Raw genomic sequence first — 22,046 nt, forward strand, 5'->3', positions numbered from 1 at the left:
CTAAACCTCCATGACGACCGGGATGATCATCGGACGGGTGCGCGTACGGCTCCAGATAAAGTTAGAGAGCGAATCGCGCACGGCCTTGCGAATGGCATCGGAACCGCTGCTGGTAAAGCTAAACTTACCCTTCTCGATCGTCTTCATAATGGACGCGGAGGCATCCTCGGAGAACTGGTCGTCGATGGCAAACGAGACGCCGCGGCCCGAGAACTCGATGGCCTCGATCTTCTTGTGTTTGAGGGAGACGATGGCAACGGCCGTGACCATACCGTCGTTGGCGAGCTTCTGGCGATCGCGCAGGACGATGGGGTCGGTATCGCCGATACGCAGGCCGTCGACGTAAACGACACCGGACTCGACGGGCGTACCGCGCTTGACGATACCACCGCGCATCTCGAGCGTGTCGCCGTTATCGAGGATAAAGATATGATCGTCCTTGATGCCCATCTTGCGGGCCAGCTGCGCATGGGCGCGCAGATGCACGGCCTCACCGTGAACCGGCATAAAGTACGTGGGCTTGGCCATGGCCATCAGGAGCTTGAGCTCCTCCTGGCTACCGTGACCCGAGACGTGGACGAGAGCGCGGTTCTTATCCCACACGTCGCAGCCGAGCTTGGCCAGGCTGTTGACGACCTGCTGGACGGCCTTCTCGTTGCCAGGAACAGGAGTTGCCGAAAGGATAACGGTATCGCCCTCGTGGATGGAGAGCGTCTTGTGCTCGCCATTGGCCATGCGGGACAGGGCCGACAGCGGCTCGCCCTGCGAACCGGTGCACATGACGACAATCTTATCGTCGGGCAGGTTATCGATATCGAAGGCATCGATGATATCGGCGTCATCGATGTTGAGGTAGCCCAGCTCACGCGCCACGCGGGTGTTCGTGAGCATGGAGCGACCGGTCACAACGACCTTACGGCCGCACTTGCGGGCGGCATCGCAGATCTGCTGCAGACGATGGATGTGGCTCGAGAACGACGCGACGAACACGCGACCCGGGGCGTTCTTGATGGCGTGCAACAGGTTGGGACCAACCTCGGCCTCGGACTTGGTAAAGCCGGGAACCGTGGCATTGGTGGAGTCGGAAAGCAGCAGGTCGATGCCCTGCTTGGCAAAGCGGCTGATAGCGGCATAGTCGGGCGTAACGCCATCGATGGGCGTCTGGTCGAGCTTAAAGTCGCCGGTGTGCATAACGGTGCCCTGATTGGTGCGGATGAACACGCCCAGAGCGCCGGGGATGGAGTGCGTCATCGAGAAGAAGTCGAGCGAGATGCCGCCGAGGTTGACATGGCTGCCGCTCTTGACCTCGCGGAACTTGGGTGCGCGGATGCGGAACTCAGAAAGCTTGCCCTCGATAAAGCCAAGCGTCAGCTTGCTCGAGAAGATGGGCACCTTGTTGTTGAGGTCCTGCAGCAGGTACGGAAGCGAACCGGTGTGGTCCTCGTGGCCGTGAGTAACGATGATACCGCGGAGCTTCTCCTCGTTCTCCAGAACATAGGTGTAGTCGGGAAGCACCAGGTCGATACCGGGCTGGGAGTCATCCGGGAACATAAGACCGGCGTCGACGAGCACCATGTCGTCGCCGCACTCGAAGACCGTCATGTTCTTGCCGATGCCATCAAGGCCGCCGAGCGGGATGATCTTCAAGGGAGATGATTTTTTAGCTGCCATAGGTTAGTGTGGTTTCCTTTCTTCGAAACGGGTCTGGAACAACCGACGGGGCGCTTCTGGCAAACCGACCGTCGGGAACGTACAAACATGCATCGCAGAGTCGATGCAATAACTACAGTATGATACCCATTTGCACAACAACAGACCACCCATGCATCAAAGCCCCATCTGAACTGGTCTATCCCGCCGGTTTCCCGTGGGGCGGGCACTGATGAAGTTTCCTGCTCTACAGTCCTGCTCACGACGGAGGCCACATTAAGTGGCCTCCTGTTCGTGCGGAACTCGCGATAAACTTCATCAGTGCCCGCCCCACGGGAAACCGGCCAATAAGGGACAGGTTAATTTTGGTCGATTTTATCTGGGGAAATGCTGCAGCGTCTATCTACAAATCCGAAATCTGACTACTGAATAGACTGTCTAACTAAATTGCGAGCGGCACTAACCAGTCCTTTTGCTTGCGCCCGGGAGGGCCGCATATGAAGTTTATCGCGAGTTCCGCACGCAAAGGAAAGCACTTAATGTGCTTTCCGTCTTGCGCAGGACTGTAGAGCAGGAAATTTCATATGCGGCCCTCCCGGGCGCAAGCAAAAGGGCGACCCCTGTCCGGAGTCGCCCTTGCGGTGCTGCTTATGTACGGCTGTTACTCGGCGTCGTGGTGACGGCGGGGCTTGCGGCCTCCGTTGTCGCCGGGACGGCGCGGACGGTCGCTGCGCTCGGAGCGCTCGCGACGCGGACGCTCACGACGCTGGAAGTGCTCGCCGTCGCCCTCGGAGGTACCCTCGGCGCGAGCCGGAGCCTCGGGCTTGTCAAGACGATCGAGCGAGATCTTGCCGCGATCGTCGACCTCAATGACGACGACCTTGACCTCGTCGCCCACGTTAAGGACATCCTCGACCTTCTCCACGCGGCCCTTGGCGACGCGGGAGATGTGCAGCAGGCCGTCCTTGCCGGGCAGCAGGTTGACGAAGGCGCCGAAGGGCTGGATGGAGACCACACGACCGGTGTACTCCTCGCCCGGCTCGGGAACCTTGATGATGAGCTTGATACGCTCGACAGCCTGATCGACGGACTCGCCGGTGCCGCCGACAAAGACGGTGCCGTCCTCCTGGATGTCGACCGAAGCGCCGGTCTCGTCCTGGATGCCGCGGATGACCTTACCGCCGGAACCGATGACGTCGCGAATCTTGTCAGTCGGAACCTGGATGGAGACGATACGCGGAGCGGTGCTGCGCGTGGTGTGGCGCGGCTCGGGGATCACATCGAGCATCTTCTGCAGGATGAAGGCGCGACCCTCCTTGGCCTGCTGCAGGGCGCGGGCCAAGATGTCAAAGGTAAGACCAGTGGCCTTGTTGTCCATCTGCAGAGCGGTAATGCCCTCGGTGGTGCCGGTGACCTTAAAGTCCATGTCGCCAAGGAAGTCCTCGAGACCCTGGATGTCGGACAGGACCACGGTCTTGCCCTCCTCCTGGATCAGGCCCATGGCGATACCGGAGACCGGGCGCTTAATGGGCACGCCGCCGTCCATAAGGGCGAGCGTGGAGCCGCAGGTCGAAGCCATCGAAGAGGAGCCGTTGGACTCCATGACCTCGGAGACGACGCGGATGGCGTAGGGGAACTCGTTCTCGTCGGGGAGCACCGGAAGCAAAGCGCGCTCAGCCAGGTTGCCGTGGCCGATCTCGCGGCGCTTGGGGCTGCCCATGCGGCCGGTCTCGCCGGTGCAGAACGGCGGGAAGTTGTAGTGGTGCATGTAGCGCTTGCCCTCGGTGGGCTCGATGGTATCCAGACGCTGGCCCTCGTTGAGCATACCGAGCGACAGGACGGAAAGCACCTGGGTCTGGCCACGCTGGAACAGACCGGAGCCGTGAACGAGCGGCAGGTAGTTATCCTTCACCATGATGGGGCGAATCTCATCGGCGGCACGGCCGTCGACGCGCTCGCCGGTCTCGACGACCATGGTACGCATAGCCTTCTTCTCGAGCTTCTTGAGCGCCACGGGAATCTCGCGCTCCCAAGCGGACTGCTCCTCCTCGGTGAACTCGGCACGGATGGACTCCTTCAGAGCCTCGACCTTACCGATACGGGAGAGCTTGTCGGCGTCGCGAAGGGCGGCTGCCATCTCGTCGTAGTGGGCGAAGATGCGCTCCTGGACCTCCTCGACGGGCTGGTCGAGCGGGTACTCCTTCTTGACGATGGCGCCGTTGACCTGCTCCCACTCGGCGACAAACTCGTCCTGAGCCTGGCAGAAGGCAGCAAGGGCCTCCTGGCCAAACTTCATGGCGGCGAGCATGTCGTCCTCGGAGATCTCCTCGGCGCCGGCCTCGACCATCGAGATGAAGTCGGCGGAGCCACCCAGCTCCAGGTCCAGATCGGAGTTCTCGCGCTCCTCATAGGTGGGGTTGACGATAAACTCGCCGGTCTCCACGTTGCGGCCGATGCGCACGCAGGCAAGCGGACCCTCGAAGGGCACGCCGCCGAGCGTCATGGCCAGGGAGGCACCCATGACGTTGATGACGTCGAAGGGGTTGACCTGGTCGGCGACGAGCGAGGTGGCGACAATGTGCACCTCGTTGCGGAAGCCGTCCGGGAAGCTCGGGCGAATCGGACGGTCAATCATGCGCGCGGTGAGCGTGGCCTTCTCGCTGGGACGGCCCTCACGCTTGAGGTAACCACCCGGGATGCGGCCGGCTGCGTACATCTTCTCGTTGAAGTCGACGGTCAGCGGGAAGAAGTCGTAGTTCTTGCGCTCCTTGGAGACAACCACGGTGTCGAGCATCGTGGTGTCGCCCTGCTTGACCAGGCAGGCGCCGGTGGCCTGCTTGGCAAGCTCGCCGGACTCAAAGGTGTAGGTCTTGCCGTACAGCTCAAAGGTCTTGGATACGAGTGTCATTGTTCTCCTTTACCCCACAGGCCCCTTGCCTGTGGGCTTCTCATGTGACGCGGGCCCCCTGCCCCCGCCACGCTTCAGAGCGTGATTGTTCGCGCCCTTACACAAAAAGAGCGCCCCGCTGCGCAGGACGCTCTTAGCATGTACAAATCCTTACTGGATGTTGTCGCGGATGCCCAGAGCCTTGATGAGCTCACGGTACTCGACGATGTCGTTCTTCTTGATGTAGGAGAGAAGACGACGACGACGGCCGACGAGCATGAGCAGGCCACGACGGGTGTGGAAGTCCTTCTGGTGGGACTTCATGTGCTCGGTCAGCTCCTTGATGCGCTCGGACAGGATGGCGACCTGAACCTTGGGGTTGCCGGTGTCGACCGGGGTGTTACCGAACTGGGCAGTCAGCTCAGCCTTGCGCTCTTTGGAAACAGTCATTGTTTCACCTTTCGTTTCTTGTCGCCCGCGGGCGACACTATTCGCCTCGGACTGGGAAGCCGTCGGTGGAGCGAGCATCCAAGGTCGAGGTACCAACAGGTCGGTATGTTACCACAAGCAGACCGCCCATGCGCATCATCACCGACCCAACATGAATTCCATCGCACGGAGGCGCTGGTCGGTGTGCGTCGCAGCCCACACATGCGAAAGCCCGAGCAAGAACGCCGCCGTATGCGGGTCGATTCGCTCGACCATGAGTGCATCGAAGGTCATGGACATGAGGGCGCGCAGCCACTCGACCTCACCGGTCGAAACCAGCTCGGCACCCGGAACGCTCGACGCGCACGAACCGCACATGAGCCCGCCCGCCTGGGGCGAAAAGTACGACAGCATGGGGTCTCCGCACAGCACGCAGGCCGAAAAAACGGGTCGATAGCCCACGTGCGACAGAAGTTTAAAGACAAAGGCCGCCACGAGCAGGTCCATATGTGCCGAGTCGAGCCCACAGCCGACAAGCGTGAGCGCCCGCTGCGTGATGGCAAAGGTAAACGGGTCCTCGGCGTCCTCGAATGAGCACACGCGCGCGACCTCGGCAATCGCGCTTGCGGCGCAGGTCGTCTCGTAATCGGGCGCGGCGCCAACCGGCGCTTCCAAAAGCTCGGCCTGAGAAACAACGTCGAGCGAGCGTCCATGTGCGAGCAGCATATCGACGGTACAGAATAATTCGCAGCGCGCCGCCAAGCGCCCACCGGGTTTGCGGGCCCCCTTTGCCACGGCACGAACCTGACGACCCCGCTCGTCAAGCATCGTCAGAATCAGATCGGTCTCTTTGAGCTTGGTCTTGTCGAGCACGAGCACCTTCGTGCGATATGTCCGGGAGCCTGCCATGCGCGCTGCGCGTCCTTAGTCCTCGGCGAAGTAGTAGATAAGTGTTCTATAGGTCTCCATAGCGCTCCATAGTGCAGTTATACGTTTCCATAGGTCTCCATAGTAGTGCATATTTCAGAACTTATGGACTGAGTTAGGACGCGGATAGACCCGTAGACAAAAATAGCCCCCGTTTCCCAGTGATAGGAGACGGGGGCTAATAACCTCAAACGAGGTTTGTATTGCGCCTTTATTTTAATCGTCTCGGAAAGCACCGACGATGCACAGCGCCAAGAAGAACATCAGGCTACCGAAGGTGGAGCCGAGGATAAAGGCGATTACCAAACCCATCATCGGCGCGTACCGTCAGACACGTAGCACTGGAGACGATCAAGCGCGTAACCGTAGATACCAGCGTAGTCATCGCCGCCATAGGTGGAGCCGTCATCGCAGACCTCATCGTGCCAGTTTGCGTGTGCAACGTCCTGAGCACGGTAGTAGACCTGCTTGTACTCGCCAGACGGGGTGATGTAGTACATCTGCACGCCGTCAATCGTCTGGCCCCAGATGCCTGCCATGCCATTTACGAAATCGTTGTAGTTGGCGGTCTGCACCCAGTCGAGCCATCCACTCTCCTTGGTGTGGACACGGTAGCGAAGGGTGCCGCTATCCACCCATGCGATAAGCATGTCGTGGGAGCTGTAAGGCATGCCAGCAAAGCCCTCGGAGTTGCTGTCATTGAAGTTGGTAACGGCATCATTCCACGCGCCGTAGCGATTGTGCAAGGCATAGTGGATATTTACGCTCTTACCCGTGGACTTCGGGAAACTCGTGCGAGTAGCAGAAGTGGAGGGCTGATACGTGCCGCCGTTGGCGTCGGTCGGCGCGGTCGGCGCGATGTAGCCGCTGCCCAAGTAGCTAGCGACCGCTTGCTTGAACTCGTACCACGTCTTGCCGTACTGACGGAAGTATCCGTTAGGGTCGGTATGATCGGAGCCGCCCCAGCGCTGAGCCGCCTCGTAGTGGCTCAAAAGGCGGGACGTATCCCAGCCACGGGAGCGGAGTTCATCGCCAGCCCACTTCACAGCTTCGTTCCACTGCTTGGAAAAGTCAGAAGCATTGGTGGCGTGCGCCAGCTCGATGCCGACCGTGGCGTAGTTTCCATTGCCAACGTGCCAGCACAAGCGGTTCTCGGGCACGGTGTTGTACACGGTGGAACCGTCAAGTTCCATCACATGATGGACGGCATATGTATCATTGCCGCGCCAATACAGCACATGATTCCACGCGGATGCACCGGGGTTCGCCGTCTCGTGGATAACAAGATACTGGGCGTTGAGGTAGCCGTGTCCATTGCTCACGTAGGCATCTTGGCTCTGGTAGGCTTCCGCGCTGAGTGGAGCGGCAAGCGCTGCCACAAGGGCGAGGATGACGGCAAAGACGCTACGGAGCGGCAGCTTGCGCTTAGGCTCAGTCTCAGTCTCGGTCATTCGCTCCACCTGCCTTCAGGCGGGCTGCATCGACCGCTTGCTCAGCTGCCGCATAGATCGCGGCACTCACCACTCCACAGACCGTGCCGATGATGGCTACAGTCTCGTTACTTGTAGTGATGCCTGCGATGCTAGCCGCCACACTGCCGAGGAAAGCGGCAGCGCAAAGCCAGAACTTGCGGCTGGTCAGCTTGCGAACAATATCTTCGGTAGTCATCTGGCTACCCCCTTTCCGCGCACACTGGCGCATTTAGGATTTCTTGGTAGTACTTCGTGCCAACCCCGTTGCCGCCGAGCGCGTGGTACGCCGTGTACACCTGTTCCGTCTCGCGTTTACGCTCATCAGGGCAATAACCCTTCTCGACCGTGCGCTCGTGAATGTCGTAGAGCCTGCTGCGGAGCAGAGTCTTAGTGCCCTCCTGATTGGCAAGGATTAGGCTATAGAGCCGCTTCAGCGCCACCAGAACGGCCCCCAAAAGGGCGGCAACGCACCACGACAGGGCCGAGTTGATGATTACTGCGTCCATCGCATCACCTCCATTCCACGGCAGTATCAAGCCGCCGTCCCCCGCGCTTTAAAGCCAAAAATCCCAGACGAAATGCGGAGGGCTACCATGCAAAACGTCTGGGATTTTTTAGAGATTGGACTGTCAAAAATGCTGTTTTCCGATGCCGTCACCGAGTACATGAGCGACAAGGGCAAGCGTCTGCGGGCGACCACGTTGGAGGGCTACCGTAGCGCCATCCGCTGCCACCTGATGCCGCAGTGGGGCAAGCGCGAGATTGAGACGATCAGCTTTGAAGAGGTTCAAGATTGGGTCGATTCGTTCACGCTCCCCGGCGCGGCTGAAAAGGCCTACAAGACCTTTAGGCAGATATACCGCTGGGTATTGCGCCGCCACCAGCTGCGAATCTGGGACGTGACGCAAGGGGTCGAGTTGCCCAAAAAGCCCACGGTGCGCCGACCGACGCTCACTGCCGAGCAGGAGCGCACCACGCTCAAGGCCATCGTGGGACAGCCCTTCGAGGCCGCAGTCCTGCTCGGTGCCGCGCTCGGGCTGCGCAGGTGCGAGGCGTGCGCCGTGAGAATCGAGGATGTGGACTGGCGTAGCGGATGGGTTCACGTACAGCGCGGACTACATGTCGTAGGCGGAGAGGTCGTGGAGACGGGATGCAAGACCAAGCTGTCTGACCGTAAGCTCAAGCTGCCGCGATTCGCGCTTGAGCGCCTGCGAGCGATACGAGGTGCCCGCAGGTCTGGTCGCCTATGCCTGCTTGACCCCAACGCCGTGGCCCGCAAGTTCCGCGCGTTCTGCAAGCGATTCGACCTGCCCCACGTACCGATGACATGCCTGCGCCACAGCTGGGCGACCATATCGCTGGAGCATGGTGCCGCCATCGAGGACATAGCCGTGGCGTTGGGGCATTCCACGGTCAATACCGCCATGTCGCACTACCTGCAAAGTTTCAGGACGGTCGTTGCTAGGGCGAGCGATTCATACACGGCAGCTATGGAGTGGTGATTCCGTATGCCAGCTCGACTCGGACGGTAGTACAACCGAGTGTACGGTCAGTCTCACCAGTGGCAGAGAGATTATCATCACCGTCAAAAACGGTATTGGGCAATGCGTGTCGCTGAATTGCTATGCCAGCGAGATTGTCTTGTATGACGAGGTGACGAAGGAACGAATCGGCACCTATGTCAAGACGAGATAGCATTCCGTATCCCGTATCAATTTCATTGAATCCGACACAAAGCTAAACATCTCATACACTGAGGACGGCGGATTACAGATTGGTGTTCTGGGCACACCTTTTTATGTGTGGTTCAACAAGAATAAGGGCATTGGAATCTGGGACTCTTCAGAGCACCTGAACTACACGTGTAGCTTTGACACCACCAAGTAGTATTCCGTATCCCAAGTTCCGAGCTTCTGGGGAGACGTTACCGCCATTACCTACGGCTCGTGGGGGTCAGGCGAGGACACTTATATCCAAATGCAATTCTGTTTAAAGGACGGCAAATCGCTTTACGTCATCATATCGAAAGCAAAAGGCATCCAATTACAGTACGGAACTACAGGCAATATCAAAACACTGTGGACTAAGTAGCATTCCGTATCCCGTGTTCAGTTCGCGCAGGAAGGAACGGTCTTCCGAGTCTCGTACACCGCCGATGACGGAGTGCTACAGCTCTCGATTGCGGGCACGCCGATGTCTGTCTGGTTTGACAAAAAGAGCGGCATCGGAATCTGGGATTCAAACGAAAAGAAGAACTATGTATGCAGGTTTGTAGAATAGCATTCCGTATCCCAAAGCACAACGATCTGCAATGAGGCGGTACGTGCCAGAGTCGGCGGTAATATGTCGCTCGCCAAACCTCAGCCTATTCAGGTCGCGGTGCAAACCGCGACATCAGACTATGCGCTCTGCGTTCAGATGGATGGCATCTACCTGTATAACGATGCGGAAGAAAAGGTAATCTGGCATATTACAGCGCCAAAATAGAAGCATCCCGCGCTCTACGATTTCACCCAATCATCCCATGAGCCGTTTGTGCAGTTGCGCAGGTAAATGCCGTAGGATGCGTTGTTGCTCCAGAGAATCTGTGACCTGTATTTAACGTTATTGGCTATGATGACGTTGATGACGGTTATCCACGCGCCTTTGATCTCTGACGGGGCGTTATCTGGGTTGAAGGCCGTGTATAGTCCGGTTTCTGTCAAATCATTCAGCGAAATCTTGCTTTCGCCTTGGCTTATGTTTATAGACAGGCGCTGGGATACGGAATGCTCTTACACGTTCGCCTTGATTTTTACAGCCAGTACGTAGTTGACGCGGACGCAAAGGTAGTTCTCTCCGTCTAGGTTTTCCCAACTGAGCTGAATTACCTCTGCGTCACCTTTTGTGACCATCGAGGATACGGAATGCTACTGCGGTGTTAGATACTTCCAGTTATCCCAACTCGTTGAGTTGCGTCGCATTCGCATCGCGACTTTTCCACCGAACGAGAAGGCGAACTGCGCAGAGTATGTCACTCCGGGGTTCTGCTGTATAACTAGCGCCGCATTGCTTCCAAAATCGCTGGGAAGTCCTTTTGGGTTGACAGTCGTTGCAAACATTATGCAATTCGGTGGGTTATCCATGTCCGTAACTTCTGTGGCATATAGCTTGGATACGGAATGCTATGCAACCGAAATGGAGCAGTCATAGCCCATCGGCGTCATGACCACTCCGAAAGACCAGTTTGGGGTTTTTATCACGGCCGTCGTTTTGTTCTGGAATGTGATGTTAAGACTCTGACCTGCAAGAATCTCACTCGTCGAGGTTATGCAATTCAGGAAAATGGCGCTCGGGTTGCCGTTATTGTCGATAATCAGAAACGCTGTCGAATGGTTGGCGGATTCAAACGACAGCGTCACGCTGCTTTTGTCATTTGTAGCAAACGTTTTAAACGGGGATACGGAAAACTAAGCAAACGAGATGGTCGGCTCTCCAGCAGAAATAACGGTAACGTTGTTCCAATCGGTCGAATTGAGGGTGATGGTTGCCCCGTCATCGCTCCATGACGGCTCGTTGCTGTTCCCTGCGAGCAATATCGCGGATTTCGATATTCCCGAGACGAAATATAGGCACGCCCTCCCTTTGCCGTTGGAATCCATCATTACGAGAGCGACCGCGCGGGTGGCAGAGCTGAATGCGATGCTGACCGTACCGTTTTCTCTTGACATGTCATGGGAAAGCAGGGATACGGAATGCTATTCGTCCTTTTTAAATACGGCGACATGTTTACTCTCGGTCTCGTTAAAGACGAGAATCCTGTCATTTAAGAAGTTCACCGTAATCCTGGTTGCTCCGCATCGAAAACCGAGGGTTGGCAAATTTTGGCTATTAAGTTCCACTTCCGCTGCAATGCCGTCGGAAGTCTGGAATACGGAATGCTATAGGCCAGTATTCTGTCGGATGAATGCGACAAGCGTTTTGTCGACATAAACATGTAGCCCATTGTTGCCGTCTTTTGTCTTCCACTCAAATCTGATTCTGTCATTGATTAAAGCGGTTCTGTGTAGGGATACGGAATCCCCGAGCTTGTTGATTTGGGTGGCACAGTCGTTAATACCGCCCTCCATGCGGTTCAGTTCGGCGGCGGTGATGGGGGTATTGCCGCCGACCTTGTCCTTCCAGAGCTTCTTGGCGAAGGTTACGAGATTTGCCATTGTGGTGTCCTTTCTTTAGATGGTGAACGGCGTCCAAGCGCCTTTTTCGTCGGGATACGTGCTATCGGAGGGGAATGTCGTGGCGCCGGGCCACAGCGCCGTGCCGGGCAGGCCAGTGTCCCAACGCTTGAACGACGTAATCTTGTGCGTGCCCTCGTTGGTCTGCATCCAGAGCATCCCGTCGACACGCTTGTCGCGCGCTGGCTCCGCGGCCTGCATGTAGTAGGGCTTGGTCGCGGCTGCGGCGGCGTTCGCCTGCTTGGCTGCGGCGGTGGCTGCGCTTGCCGCCTTGTTGGCGGCGTCGGCGTTGGCGTCTGCCGAAGCGGCGGACGAATCAGCCTTGTTCGCTGATGCGTTGGCGCGGTTAATGACCTGATTGAGGTTCGCGATCGTGTCGTAAAGCTCCTTGACCGCATCGCCGCTGGTCGTGCCGGATTCGAGCGATACGAGATTTCGGTCAACGGAAGCATGGAAGACGCGCGTGCAGACCACATCGGAGCCCTGCCAGAACTGGACACACAGATGCGCTGAATCCGTCTTGAGCACGCTGCCGGGTGCCGCACACTCCCAGGCGGCGGTCTCGTACCCGCTGACCGAGGTCATCGTCTTGTAGCCGCTGTTGCCGCACCCATCGGCGTACGCCAGCTTCGCCGTGATGCCGGCGGCAGACGTGACCGCCTTGCCGTTGTCTGTCAGCTTGACCAGAAGCGTGCGACCGTTTGAATCGCCGCCGGAAAGCATCACTGGCGGGATGTAGTCATTTGCCGTGTCCACATCGATGGTGATGCGGCGGAAGTTGTCTAGAGCCATCTTGACCCCCTTAGTTGCTAGCTGTGGTCAATAATCGGACATCTGTCCCCCGCCGGGTTAGTCTCGCTCGAACATCCAATCGAGCTGGAGCAGCTGGGTGCCGCTGATGGCGTCAATTGCTTTTTCCTCTGGCAGGGTAAGAATCTCGACCTCGCACTCGATGTCGGCAAGCTCCTGATACTTGGCGGCGAACTCGGCGAACTTGGGGGATTTGGGGTCGACCACGTAGTCGTTGATATTCCCGTCATCGTCATACTGCTCATCGCCGTATTCCACAATCAGCTTGTTGCGCTGAGAGAAAAATGGCTCAGCAACATCATGCAACGTGCGGTAGTTTCGCGCCGCCGTGTAGCCCACGATACCGACGTTATCCAGCACGCCGTTGTCGAGGTCTCGGCACATGGACGCGATCTTCTCATTAGTTAGCTTCATCGGTATCTTCCTCCAGGCTTGCGGTGCTTACTCCAAGGGCTTTCAACAGCAGATTCATTTTGGAATCGATGCGCTTGACATCACGCGCCAAAGTCGTGCTGGTCCCCTGGATTTCAACGGGCTCTCCAGTCCCTGCCGTAGGAACACCCGTTTCAATTACGTACTTCATGTCTTTCATTTCAATCTCTTCTCTTTTCTACGAATAGTTGTTCTCAGCCCATACAAAGTGCGTAAGCAAACCGCCCTCGAACTTCATGCTGCATCCGTTTGAGAATGTGAAGCTTCCGTCCTTGTTAGCGTTTGTGATAACGGAAAATCGAAGCGTATTAGTACATCCGTTGCCGATGTTTTTAATCGACCAATTGTGCATGTCCAGATCACATCCGGCGTTGAGTGCATACGCCGTGAAACCGATGTTTGGCTTGTTCGCATACGTCAGCTTCATTGCGTAGTACGGATCGTCTGCGTTCTTCAACGCAGCCCAAGACATGTAGCCGCCTGACTCCTTCAGATTGAAGTTAAGTCCGTAGACATTCGGATATTTGGTGAGATGGTTGCTGCCGATAAAGCCAATGTCTTTGCTGTCATAGATAAAATGGGGTCCGTCATCCTGAAGCGACAACCTGTTGTTGGAGATGTCGTACTTGTCGATGGTGAATCCACCGATAGTGCCGCGAGTGGTCTTAAAGTAGCCGGTCTTGAGGTTCCAGCTGTTCGTGTTGGTCACGTCTGCAATGATGCCTGCGGCAAGGTAGCTGGCGTTCATGTACAGCTTGTTGTCCTGCATGTAGATGCCCTGCTCGGTGCCGTTGTTGGTCAGACGGTTGAAAATCTTGAGCTGGTCCAAATCATCGTCGTAGTTGTCGAGCAGACCCTGCGCCATAGACTTGGCATCCTGCTGCTCAATTGCATGCTGCGCCTGACGTGCTGCGGCGGTATATGTGTTGACGTTACTTGAGTGCGTGTTGTAGCAGGACTTATAGGTAGACATGGCGCTGTCCAGCGCCTCTTTCGTAGTGCATTTGAGCACGTCCGAGATGGCGGTGTTGAGCGAGCCATATGAGCCGCCCGTACCGAAAGCAGAATCGTACGATGGAGCTAGGACGTTGGCGAGAAAATATTGATTCAACGACTTGTTGGACTTCAGGCTGTTGAACTGCGTTGTCAGCTCATCCTTCTCCTTGTCGATGGTCTGCTGGATTTTCTTGACCGCAGCCTTCTCCGCTTCGGTGACCACGCCGTCTGTGGCGAGGTCGTTGACCGTGGTGTCGAGGTCGTTAAGGGACTGGTTGAGGTCGTAGGCGCTCTGGTTCGCCTTGTTCAATGCAGCCACGAGGACAGGCGAAGAATGATTGACCGAGCCGTCACCGTAGGTGATGCGGTCCATCTCCCAGATAAAGTATCCGTTCGACCATTGCGGGATTTCCTCCGACCATCCCAACTCGGGATTCTGCATGTTCAGCGGCGGCACGCTGTCCGATTGATTCTTGGCGTAGAGCTTCACGCGCGAAACGATAGCGCTGCCAGCCATCTGGTTGGAGCCGTTGATGGCCTTGGCGAGGCACGGCGCGGTGTAGGTGACCGAACCGTCCGTCCACGTGACCTTGCTCCTCGTCCAGATGTACTTGCCCTTACTCCACGCGGGCTGAGCCTCCGACCAGCTGCCGCCGGACTGCGCCGTGGAGCTCGTAGACAGGTAGTACTGTTCGACGATGCCCTTCACGCCGGTGCCGGTGGAGCCCTTGTCACCCTTCGCGCCGTCGGTGCCGTCCCTGCCGCTGATGCACACGGGCTCGCTGTATTCGATGTCTCCGGACTGCATGGTGGTCTTGGTGCGCGTCCAGATGTACTTGCCGGAAACCCATTGCGGCGCCGTGGTCTGCCATCCGGTTTTCGGTGCTTCGGTGCGCGAGACACCTTGCGCGTACTCGACATCGACAGACGCGATGACGGCATCGGCGACAGCGATGTCCTTGCCGTCGAGCTTGGCTCCTGGGCCGAGGTGGAACTCGCTGGCATCGAGATTCCAGTAGTTCTTGCCCGACTTATCCTGGATTGTTCCGGCCTTGATGAGATTGGCGCTGATGGTGCCTGAGACGATCGCATCGGCCACCAAACCGTGCCCGTTGCCGAGCGTGCGGAAGTTCCACGTACCGTCAGAATTTTTGCCGTCGGCGATGCGGAAGTAGCCACCGCCGATCTGGATGCACATGGTCGGATTGGCGTCTTCCGGCTTATCGTAGACGAACAGGCCCTTGCCGGGCTTGATATAGGTATAGCCGCCGGTCTCGTTCATCACCTTGTTAAGGCCATCGATAAGCCCATTGAGGTAGGCACTGCCGAGCGTGGCGGCGCTGTCCCAGCTGCCGGCACTGCTAGTCAGTCGGTCGATAGTCTGCTGAACGTGTTCGGAGCGCTTGACGATGCCCTCGATGACGTTACCGACCTTCACGCTGGACGGCGAGCCATCACCGAGCAGGTCTTCCACAATCTCAAGCACACGACCGCTCAGGCGCAGCGGCTTGGGAAATGTCGTATCGACCATCTGGAGGTTGTCTCCGAGGTCGCAGGCGTTGGCATCGAATCCAGCGCGACCGAGAGCCTCGACCGTGCCCTCGTAGCTCACGATGGGCTTTGAGCGCTCGGCTAGCGCCGCTCTGCCCTCGGCGAGAAGTGTCGCCTTGTCTTCGCAGTCTCCGTCCTCGAAAATGCCCTCGGTGTGCATGAGCGACCCGTCGGGACCGGGCACGCCCCAGACCTCGAGCAGTGAATCATCTTGGATATATTCCTTGCCACCATTAATGTCAGCGAAGGTGATTTTGCGCGAATACCCGCCCGTCTCGTTGCCGTCGTCATCGGTGGTCTGCACGCCCTTGCCGTAGCAGTACAGGCGCGTCACCACGTCATCGGCGGACAGCACTCGGTCGATACCGGACAGACCGCTACCGTAGTCGAGACGAAGCGCAGTGCTGGCACGACCGAGACGCTTGACCAGACGGACCGAGCGCTTGGCGATGGAGTTACCGTCAGCTGAAAGCTGGATTACCGGTTCGACCTCCATCTTGTAGGCTTCGGCTATATCCTTGACGGAAGCCAGCGAGGACTGGTGGTAGACGCTGTATTCGCCGCTGCCCTCGTCGCACTGGCCTACCGACCATCTGGTGCCTTCCAGCGCTTTTGCAATCGCCTGCGCGGGCGTGTCTTTGGAGCCGCGGCGTAGCGTCGGCATGAAGTGTCGCGATAGCTCCTGCATGGAGCCGTAGCAGTTGACGGTGCAGATAGGTATGCTCTTCGCCCTCGACTCGCGCGAGGACATGACGATCCATTCGCACGTGCGCCCCATGGAGTCGCAGAACACGATGCGGTCGTACTTGTCGACGCCGTTGTCCAACAAGACCAGTTCGACCTTGTCCACGCCGCACTGGTCGACATTGCGCGTGCGCGTGGCCTGCATCGGCGTGAGCTCGCCGAGGTACGCGCCGAAGCGGTTGAAATGGATGAATCTCTTGGACATCTGACCGTCTCCTAGGGGATGAGCCAGAGCGGCTCAAATGATGTCGTGATACTGCTTGCACCGACCACTGTGATGGTCGAGTCCCCTACTGGCAGGTCGAAGAAATCCGATGTGAGTGTCGGGCAGGTCAAGACGCCATTGATGTACGCGCCGCGCGATTTGGTCGGCGAGGTCTCGATGACGGCGGTGGCACCGGCGGCAAAGTTCCTCTCGGCATCGACCTCGATGAACACGCCGTCCGCGCGGGAGATCTTCAGCTTCTTCTCGGCCCTGAGCTTGACGGTGAATGTCGGGAACACCCGGCAATTGCCGCTCACGGTCAATTTAGTGCCGCTCACCGCCGTTTTCCTGCCGTACAGCATGGGCATGGCACTCATCGTCAGGTCGATTTCGTAATAGGCGAAAACACCGCCCTGCCAGACCTCGCTGGGGTTGGACGATTCGAGCCTGCCGACGAAATCGCCGGGAAGCGCCCTCCACGTGATACGGGCATCGCGGCCCATGATGGAGCCGAGCGCGACCTTGGACTTGACCGCCTCCTGCCACGTGCCGACCGTGCGCAGGTGGAGCGTCACCGTGCGCCTGCCGGCATAGGCCAGACCGCTGCCGTCCGTCAGCGAAAGGTCACGGGAGCCATGGGCACCGGTGACGGACGTGTAGGATGTATCGAACGAGATAGCATCGACCTCCGGCGCTGAGGTCAGGTACCAGCCCATATCGCCGAGTCTGACGCCGTTCACGGTGACCGTGCCGTCATCGACGAACATCTTGTTGCGCGAGTAGATACCCAGCCTAGAATCAGCCATTTAGACCTCCATGTCGGCACGCTTGCCGAGTTCCGAGTCGATGGACGGTGTGAGCAGCATGGCGAGTGTCTTGAGGTCGACATCGAGCTTGAGCGCACCGATCTTGCCGAGCGCGGTGACGATTGCGTAGACAATGTCCTCGACAGACAGCCCACCAGAGCCACCAGCTGCCCCCTGAGCGCCGTTTGCGCCAGATGCGAGCGACATACCAGCAGCCACGTCAACAGCCGCGGATGCGCCGCTCACGCGGTCCACGAGGGCATCGGTCATCTTGTCGGCATCCGAGAGCAGCGCAGGGGTGTTACGTTTGATGCCGACGCCGATGCCGGACGGGATGAACTTACCGACCTTGTCGCGGAAGACACGCGACGGCGAGTGGATGCCGAGTGCGCTCATCGCCTCGTCGACCAAGCCCGAGAGCGCATTCCTGATGTTGTTGTACAGGCCGCCGATGGCACCCGAGATGCCGTTCCAGAGACCGGCGATGATCTGGCTGCCGGCATTCCAGAGCCACGTTCCGGCACCCGAGACCGCAGCCATCGCGGCGTTGTAGATTCCGCCCAGGATGCCGCCGAGCGCACCGACCGCGCCGCTGGCGATCTGCTGGCAGCTCTGCCAGACCTGGGACCAATTACCGGAAATCAGCCCGGCGACCAGATTGACCATGCCCTGCACGATTTGCGCAATCGAGCTGATCACCTGATTGACGGACGAGACGATTCCCGAGATAAACGGGGCCATCGCCGCGAAGGCAGGCTCAAGCGTTCCAACCAAAAATTGAACAACCTGCTCGATTACGAAGCCCGCAACGGACATGAATTGGTTGAGCGCGGCACCGACCACCTCGAGCGCGTCGCCGATGAGGTCCATGACGGTCTCAAAGGTTGAGCCGAGCTGGTCGAGCCACGGGCTGCACTTGGTCAGCAGGTCGGAGATGCCCTGAATGACCGCCGTGATGATGGGCAGCAGCAGCGACTCGATTCCGGCGACCAGCTGGCCGACAAACGACAGGACGCTGCCGACCAAAATGATCAGACCGTCAAGCAGGCTCGTGAGCGGAGGTAGGATGACCGTCAGGATGCTGGTCAGCGGCTCGATGAGCTGGGAGATGCAGTCAAGCAAAGGCTGTAGGATTTCGGCCGCCACGGGGGCGAGCTGGGCGATCACGGTGCCGATGGTCTCGAAAATCTGGCCCATGCACTCGACCAGCACCGGAAAAATCTCAGATGCCGCGCTGGCGCACTTGTCGAAAATATCCTGAAGCACAGGGGCGAGCGTGGACACCGCGCCCATGAGCGCGGAGCCGACCGTCTCGGCGACCTGCGCGAGCGCCTGCTGCAGCCGGGGGCTGATCATGACCAGACCGGCGAGGAGCGACAGCACGATACCGACGGGACCTCCGAGCATCTTAAGCGCGTTGCCGAGAAGCGCGGAATCCCCCACGAGGCCTTTTAGGGCCGGGCCGACCATGGGGATGTTGACGAGAAGCTCGCCGATGGTGCCGAGAAGCCCGGTGCCTCCCATGGCGGCGACTAGGGAGCCGACCAATGGGATTGTCGCCATGATGCCGCTGGAAAAGCCCGAGAAGCTGTCGCCGTTGAGCACGGACGTGATCTTCTCGAAGGCATCGACGACCATCGGCGCGATGGTGTTGGAGACCAGGTCTCCCCACTGCTCGAATACCGGGGTCAGCTTGGTCGTGACGGCGTCCACAAGCGGAATTGCGGCGTTGAAGATGTCGCGCAGGCCGTTCAGGACGGGGGTCATGGCCTTCTCACCAAGACGGCTGAACGCGGCCTTGACGTTAGCCATCGCGCCCTTGAACGTGGTGCCGGCGGACTGTGCCGCGCCACCAAGGTTCTCCTGCATGGCGGCTGCGAAGTTCTCGAAGTCGACCTTGCCGGAGGACACCATCTTCTGGGCTTCCTCGGCGGTGATGCCGTAGTGCTTGGCGAGGAACTGGAGGATGGGGATGCCCGAGTCGAGAATCTGGTTGACCTGCTCGCCCTGGAGCTTATTTGAAGCAGCCACCTTGGAGAAGATGGAGCCCATCTCCGTGAAGTCTCGACCTGAGATCTGCGCGGAATCGCCGACCGTCTTGAGGACGCTCGTGAGCTGGTCGCCCTGCTTGACGCCTGATGCCACGAGCTGGGATGCCGTGGTCGCCGCGTCTCCCAGGCCGTAGGCGGTTCCTTTGACCGAAGCCAGGGCGTTGTTCATGATTTCGTCGATGCTGCCTGCATCGTGTCCGAGACCCTTGAGCTTGGCGCGTGCGTCCTCGATGCTGAGGGCGCGATTAAAGCCGCCAGTCACGGCAAGCTTGCCAAGCATGACGGTGGCACCGGCACCCACGCCGACGACAGCGATGGAGATACTCTTAAATGCGTTGGCTGCGGAAGAGCAGATTTTGCCGACTGCGGACATGCCGGCGGAGACGGCGCTTTTCGCGCCCTCGATGCCAGTCTTGGCGAAATCAGGCAACTTGTCGAAAACTGACTTCGCCGCGGTCTCGACATTGGAGAACCACGTATGCGCGGTCGAGCAGACGTTCTTAATCGGCTGCGGTAGCCTGGACGCGATATTGCCGACGACAGACTGAACCTTGCTGCCGGCGCGGGAAAGGCCGTCCAAGATGGCGTTTCCGATCTCGGCTGCGGCAATCTGCATCCTGTTCTTGGCGCTGCTGGCGAAGTCGGCGATTGATGCCTTCACCTTGGCAAGACCGGCTGTCGCCCTGGCGGCAATAGGCCCCCACATGTCGATGCCGGATGCGGCGCGGACGAGGGAACCCAGGCGCCCGCCATACCGGTGGCGGAGCTCTTGCCTGCGTCCAGCGACTTGGCACCGGCAAGGAAGTTCTTGGCGGCGCGGGCGAAGGCATTGGACGATTGATCCGTATATTGGGCCAACTCTTGCTGCGCCTTGGCGGCGGACTCGTTGGCGATATTCAGCTTCTCGGTCGCGGCCTTGACGGCGGCGGCGCTCTGCTCGGATTTTCGGCGTGCGGACGCCAGGCGTTCCTCGGCGGCGACCGCCTGCGTGGAGCCCTCGCCGTACTTGGCGATGGCATCCTGCAGCCTCATCTCCGCCACGCGGACTCGCCCGGCATCATCTGCCTGCTTCATGCGGGCCTTGCTCAGCTCGTTGGTCGCGGCTTTGACATCATCGGTGAAGACCTTGAGGGCATCGTCGGCGAGCCCCTTGGACGATGCGGCGAAGGACTCCTTCAGCTGCTTGCCGAGCTGCCGACCGCTAATACCGCCTGCGTTCCTGAATGCGCTTTTAAATGAATTGCTGGCTTCGTCGCCGGTCGACTTTACCTCTTTGTTGACCTTGGAGCGGAAGCCCGTCATCACGGGGAAAATCGAAATATGTGCGGAACCGACCTCAGATGACATGCGCGATCTCCCCCGATCTCGTTACTCGTAAAGCGAAGCGAACAGCGGCGCCATGTTCTCTGCCGCCTTCTGTGCTTCATCGCCAGAGGCCTTGAAGGAGGCAGCGCGGAACTGCTCTTCCTCGGTCGGGATGGGAGATGGGAACTTGTTCTGCGTCAGCGCCGCCACGATGAACATGTCGGCAAAGCTGGTCGGGTATTTAAGCCCGGCCACGTGCGCCCCAGTCGAAGTCGAGGGGTCTCCGGAGAGCGCCCCGAACAGCGCGATCGCATCCGCATAGCGGAGCCTGCTTCCGAGGTCGGCCTGCAGGCTCCATCCCCTTGCCGCGAAATCTGCCCTCGCGGCGTCCTCGTGCTCCTTCAGCTCGGCGATGAAGCGGGCTATTCCCCCAGGGTCGCTCCCTGGGCCTTAGCCAACTTCTCGCCGAAGACCTCGAGGATCTTGACCATCGTCTGGAGCGGCTCGGACTTGAAGCGCTCGACGGCATCGGTGCCGCCCTTGCCGTCCTCGATGAGCGTGCAAAGGTGCTCGAAGCCATCGTCATCGGTGCCGTTCTGGATTGCGGACACCTCGGCATAGCTCGGGCACATGGGCAGGCGGTAGACGTTGCCGGCGGACGTGCGGACGAACAGCGTGTTGTCGCCGATGACGTACTTGACCTCATTTGCGCTGGCGATGCGCTCGAACTCGGCCTGCTCCTTCTCCTCGGTCCAGTTCTCGAAATCCTCGACGGTCGGCTCGAACTCTTTCTCTTCAGCCATCTCGACTTTCCCTTCTCTCGAATGGCCTCTTACGACATGGACATTGTTCGGCCGGGGTCCCCCGATAAAAAAAGGGCACCGCGCCGAAGCGCGATGCCCAACGAGAGAAGGGAAAGCTGTGTTTCGCTTAGGAATTCTTGCCAGCGGCGGCAGCAGCGGCTGTCGCAGTGACGTCGGCGGGAGTGCAGTGAGCCTCGATGTAGGCCTTGCCCTCGTAAAGGTCGTCGCGCACCCACTTGACGGTGACGGCGCGACCGAGGACGGAACCGCGCTCGGCCTGACCCGGCTCGTTGGCGGTCACCTGGATGACGCCGGCGCGGCGGTCGACGTTGCCGTTCTTGTAGGTGATCTCCTCGTAGGCCATCCACTTTGTGTCGGGCGTGAAGGTATCGACGGCGATGACGCCGTCGGCATCGGGCTTCTCGCCGAAGCAGAGCTCGCGGGTAAGGTCGTTGTCCTCGGCGGTGGTGAACGCGGTGTAGATAGTGGTGTCACCATTGAGCGTGTAACCGCCCTGCCAGAACTCGATGGGGTCGCCGGTCTCAGTGGAGTCCTGCGGCGCTCCGTCATTGGCGATGAGACCGAGAGCAGCGGTGCTGCGGGCGTACACCTCGGGCAGCTTAGGTGTGGCGTTCTTCTTACTGATCATGGTGCGCGTGATGACGTTGTCCTCAGAGTACGGGACGATGCAGATCGCACCGGTTATGGGCACACCTACGTTTGCGAGGTCGTTACCCTGCTTGTCTTTAGCCATTGCAGGCTCC

21 protein-coding genes are annotated in these 22,046 nt (G+C 59.0%); 2 read left to right on the forward strand and 19 right to left on the reverse strand.

Features of this window, described 5'->3' with window-relative positions:
- From ACGHIZ_RS06455 to ACGHIZ_RS06485, 7 genes are all read right to left on the reverse strand, one after another.
- Positions 1-1,671: a ribonuclease J gene (locus tag ACGHIZ_RS06455; RefSeq protein ID WP_390446844.1), complete on the reverse strand. Its 1,671-nt coding sequence runs from the start codon at positions 1,669-1,671 to the stop codon at positions 1-3.
- A 640-nt stretch (positions 1,672-2,311) separates the two neighbouring features.
- Positions 2,312-4,558, reverse strand: coding sequence for a polyribonucleotide nucleotidyltransferase (locus ACGHIZ_RS06460; protein ID WP_117773517.1), 2,247 nt, complete (start codon positions 4,556-4,558; stop codon positions 2,312-2,314).
- Positions 4,559-4,708: 150 nt separating this feature from the next.
- Complete coding sequence (gene rpsO, locus ACGHIZ_RS06465; protein WP_035138510.1) at positions 4,709-4,987, reverse strand: 30S ribosomal protein S15; 279 nt, start codon at positions 4,985-4,987, stop codon at positions 4,709-4,711.
- 138 nt (positions 4,988-5,125) lie between these two features.
- Entirely contained in the window at positions 5,126-5,875 is a 750-nt protein-coding gene (recO, locus tag ACGHIZ_RS06470) for a DNA repair protein RecO (protein ID WP_390446848.1), read from the reverse strand.
- Between the two features lie 329 nt (positions 5,876-6,204).
- Positions 6,205-7,344 carry an N-acetylmuramoyl-L-alanine amidase family protein gene (locus tag ACGHIZ_RS06475; protein ID WP_390446851.1) on the reverse strand — a complete coding sequence of 380 codons (1,140 nt, stop codon included), beginning with the start codon at positions 7,342-7,344 and terminating at the stop codon, positions 6,205-6,207.
- Positions 7,331-7,561 (reverse strand): hypothetical protein, encoded by a 231-nt coding sequence (locus tag ACGHIZ_RS06480; RefSeq protein WP_390446854.1) that lies wholly within the window; start codon positions 7,559-7,561, stop codon positions 7,331-7,333. Before ACGHIZ_RS06480 ends, ACGHIZ_RS06475 begins: the two co-directional genes overlap by 14 nt.
- A gap of 4 nt (positions 7,562-7,565) precedes the next feature.
- Entirely contained in the window at positions 7,566-7,871 is a 306-nt protein-coding gene (locus tag ACGHIZ_RS06485; RefSeq protein ID WP_390446857.1) for a hypothetical protein, read from the reverse strand.
- 129 nt (positions 7,872-8,000) lie between these two features.
- On the opposite strand from ACGHIZ_RS06485, the gene ACGHIZ_RS06490 reads away from it, so the two are divergent.
- Both ACGHIZ_RS06490 and ACGHIZ_RS06495 read left to right on the forward strand, forming a co-directional pair.
- Positions 8,001-8,867, forward strand: a complete 867-nt coding sequence (locus ACGHIZ_RS06490; protein ID WP_390446860.1) for a tyrosine-type recombinase/integrase — start codon at positions 8,001-8,003, stop codon at positions 8,865-8,867.
- Between the two features lie 841 nt (positions 8,868-9,708).
- Entirely contained in the window at positions 9,709-9,852 is a 144-nt protein-coding gene (locus ACGHIZ_RS06495; protein WP_390446862.1) for a hypothetical protein, read from the forward strand.
- Positions 9,853-10,529: 677 nt separating this feature from the next.
- On the opposite strand, the gene ACGHIZ_RS06500 is transcribed toward ACGHIZ_RS06495, so the two are convergent.
- The 12 genes from ACGHIZ_RS06500 to ACGHIZ_RS06555 all read right to left on the reverse strand — a co-directional run bounded on the left by ACGHIZ_RS06500 (position 10,530) and on the right by ACGHIZ_RS06555 (position 22,036).
- The gene (locus ACGHIZ_RS06500; RefSeq protein WP_390446864.1) at positions 10,530-10,766 is read right to left on the reverse strand and encodes a hypothetical protein; all 237 of its coding nucleotides are present in this window, start codon (positions 10,764-10,766) and stop codon (positions 10,530-10,532) included.
- A gap of 519 nt (positions 10,767-11,285) precedes the next feature.
- Positions 11,286-11,561, reverse strand: coding sequence for a hypothetical protein (locus ACGHIZ_RS06505; protein ID WP_390446867.1), 276 nt, complete (start codon positions 11,559-11,561; stop codon positions 11,286-11,288).
- A gap of 15 nt (positions 11,562-11,576) precedes the next feature.
- Positions 11,577-12,371, reverse strand: coding sequence for a hypothetical protein (locus ACGHIZ_RS06510; protein ID WP_390446869.1), 795 nt, complete (start codon positions 12,369-12,371; stop codon positions 11,577-11,579).
- Between the two features lie 57 nt (positions 12,372-12,428).
- Positions 12,429-12,803 carry a hypothetical protein gene (locus tag ACGHIZ_RS06515; RefSeq protein ID WP_390446872.1) on the reverse strand — a complete coding sequence of 125 codons (375 nt, stop codon included), beginning with the start codon at positions 12,801-12,803 and terminating at the stop codon, positions 12,429-12,431.
- The gene (locus ACGHIZ_RS06520) at positions 12,790-12,981 is read right to left on the reverse strand and encodes a hypothetical protein (RefSeq protein ID WP_390446875.1); all 192 of its coding nucleotides are present in this window, start codon (positions 12,979-12,981) and stop codon (positions 12,790-12,792) included. The genes ACGHIZ_RS06515 and ACGHIZ_RS06520 overlap by 14 nt, the downstream gene beginning before the upstream one ends.
- An 18-nt stretch (positions 12,982-12,999) precedes the next feature.
- Positions 13,000-16,317, reverse strand: coding sequence for a phage tail spike protein (locus tag ACGHIZ_RS06525; RefSeq protein WP_390446878.1), 3,318 nt, complete (start codon positions 16,315-16,317; stop codon positions 13,000-13,002).
- Between the two features lie 11 nt (positions 16,318-16,328).
- Positions 16,329-17,123, reverse strand: a complete 795-nt coding sequence (locus tag ACGHIZ_RS06530; protein WP_390446881.1) for a phage distal tail protein — start codon at positions 17,121-17,123, stop codon at positions 16,329-16,331.
- A complete protein-coding gene (locus ACGHIZ_RS06535; protein ID WP_390446885.1) occupies positions 17,124-19,835 on the reverse strand; it encodes a tape measure protein in 2,712 nt (903 codons plus the stop codon).
- On the reverse strand, positions 19,832-20,521 hold the full coding sequence (locus ACGHIZ_RS06540; protein ID WP_390446888.1) for a hypothetical protein: 690 nt from the start codon (positions 20,519-20,521) through the stop codon (positions 19,832-19,834). The genes ACGHIZ_RS06535 and ACGHIZ_RS06540 overlap by 4 nt, the downstream gene beginning before the upstream one ends.
- 21 nt (positions 20,522-20,542) lie before the next feature.
- A complete protein-coding gene (locus tag ACGHIZ_RS06545) occupies positions 20,543-20,734 on the reverse strand; it encodes a hypothetical protein (protein ID WP_390446891.1) in 192 nt (63 codons plus the stop codon).
- 167 nt (positions 20,735-20,901) lie between these two features.
- Positions 20,902-21,282 carry a hypothetical protein gene (locus ACGHIZ_RS06550; protein ID WP_390446894.1) on the reverse strand — a complete coding sequence of 127 codons (381 nt, stop codon included), beginning with the start codon at positions 21,280-21,282 and terminating at the stop codon, positions 20,902-20,904.
- Positions 21,283-21,409: 127 nt separating this feature from the next.
- The gene (locus tag ACGHIZ_RS06555; RefSeq protein ID WP_390446897.1) at positions 21,410-22,036 is read right to left on the reverse strand and encodes a hypothetical protein; all 627 of its coding nucleotides are present in this window, start codon (positions 22,034-22,036) and stop codon (positions 21,410-21,412) included.
- Positions 22,037-22,046: the final 10 nt, after the last annotated feature.

This window comes from Collinsella sp. i05-0019-G5 (assembly GCF_042851345.1).
Taxonomy (GTDB): Bacteria; Actinomycetota; Coriobacteriia; order Coriobacteriales; family Coriobacteriaceae; genus Collinsella.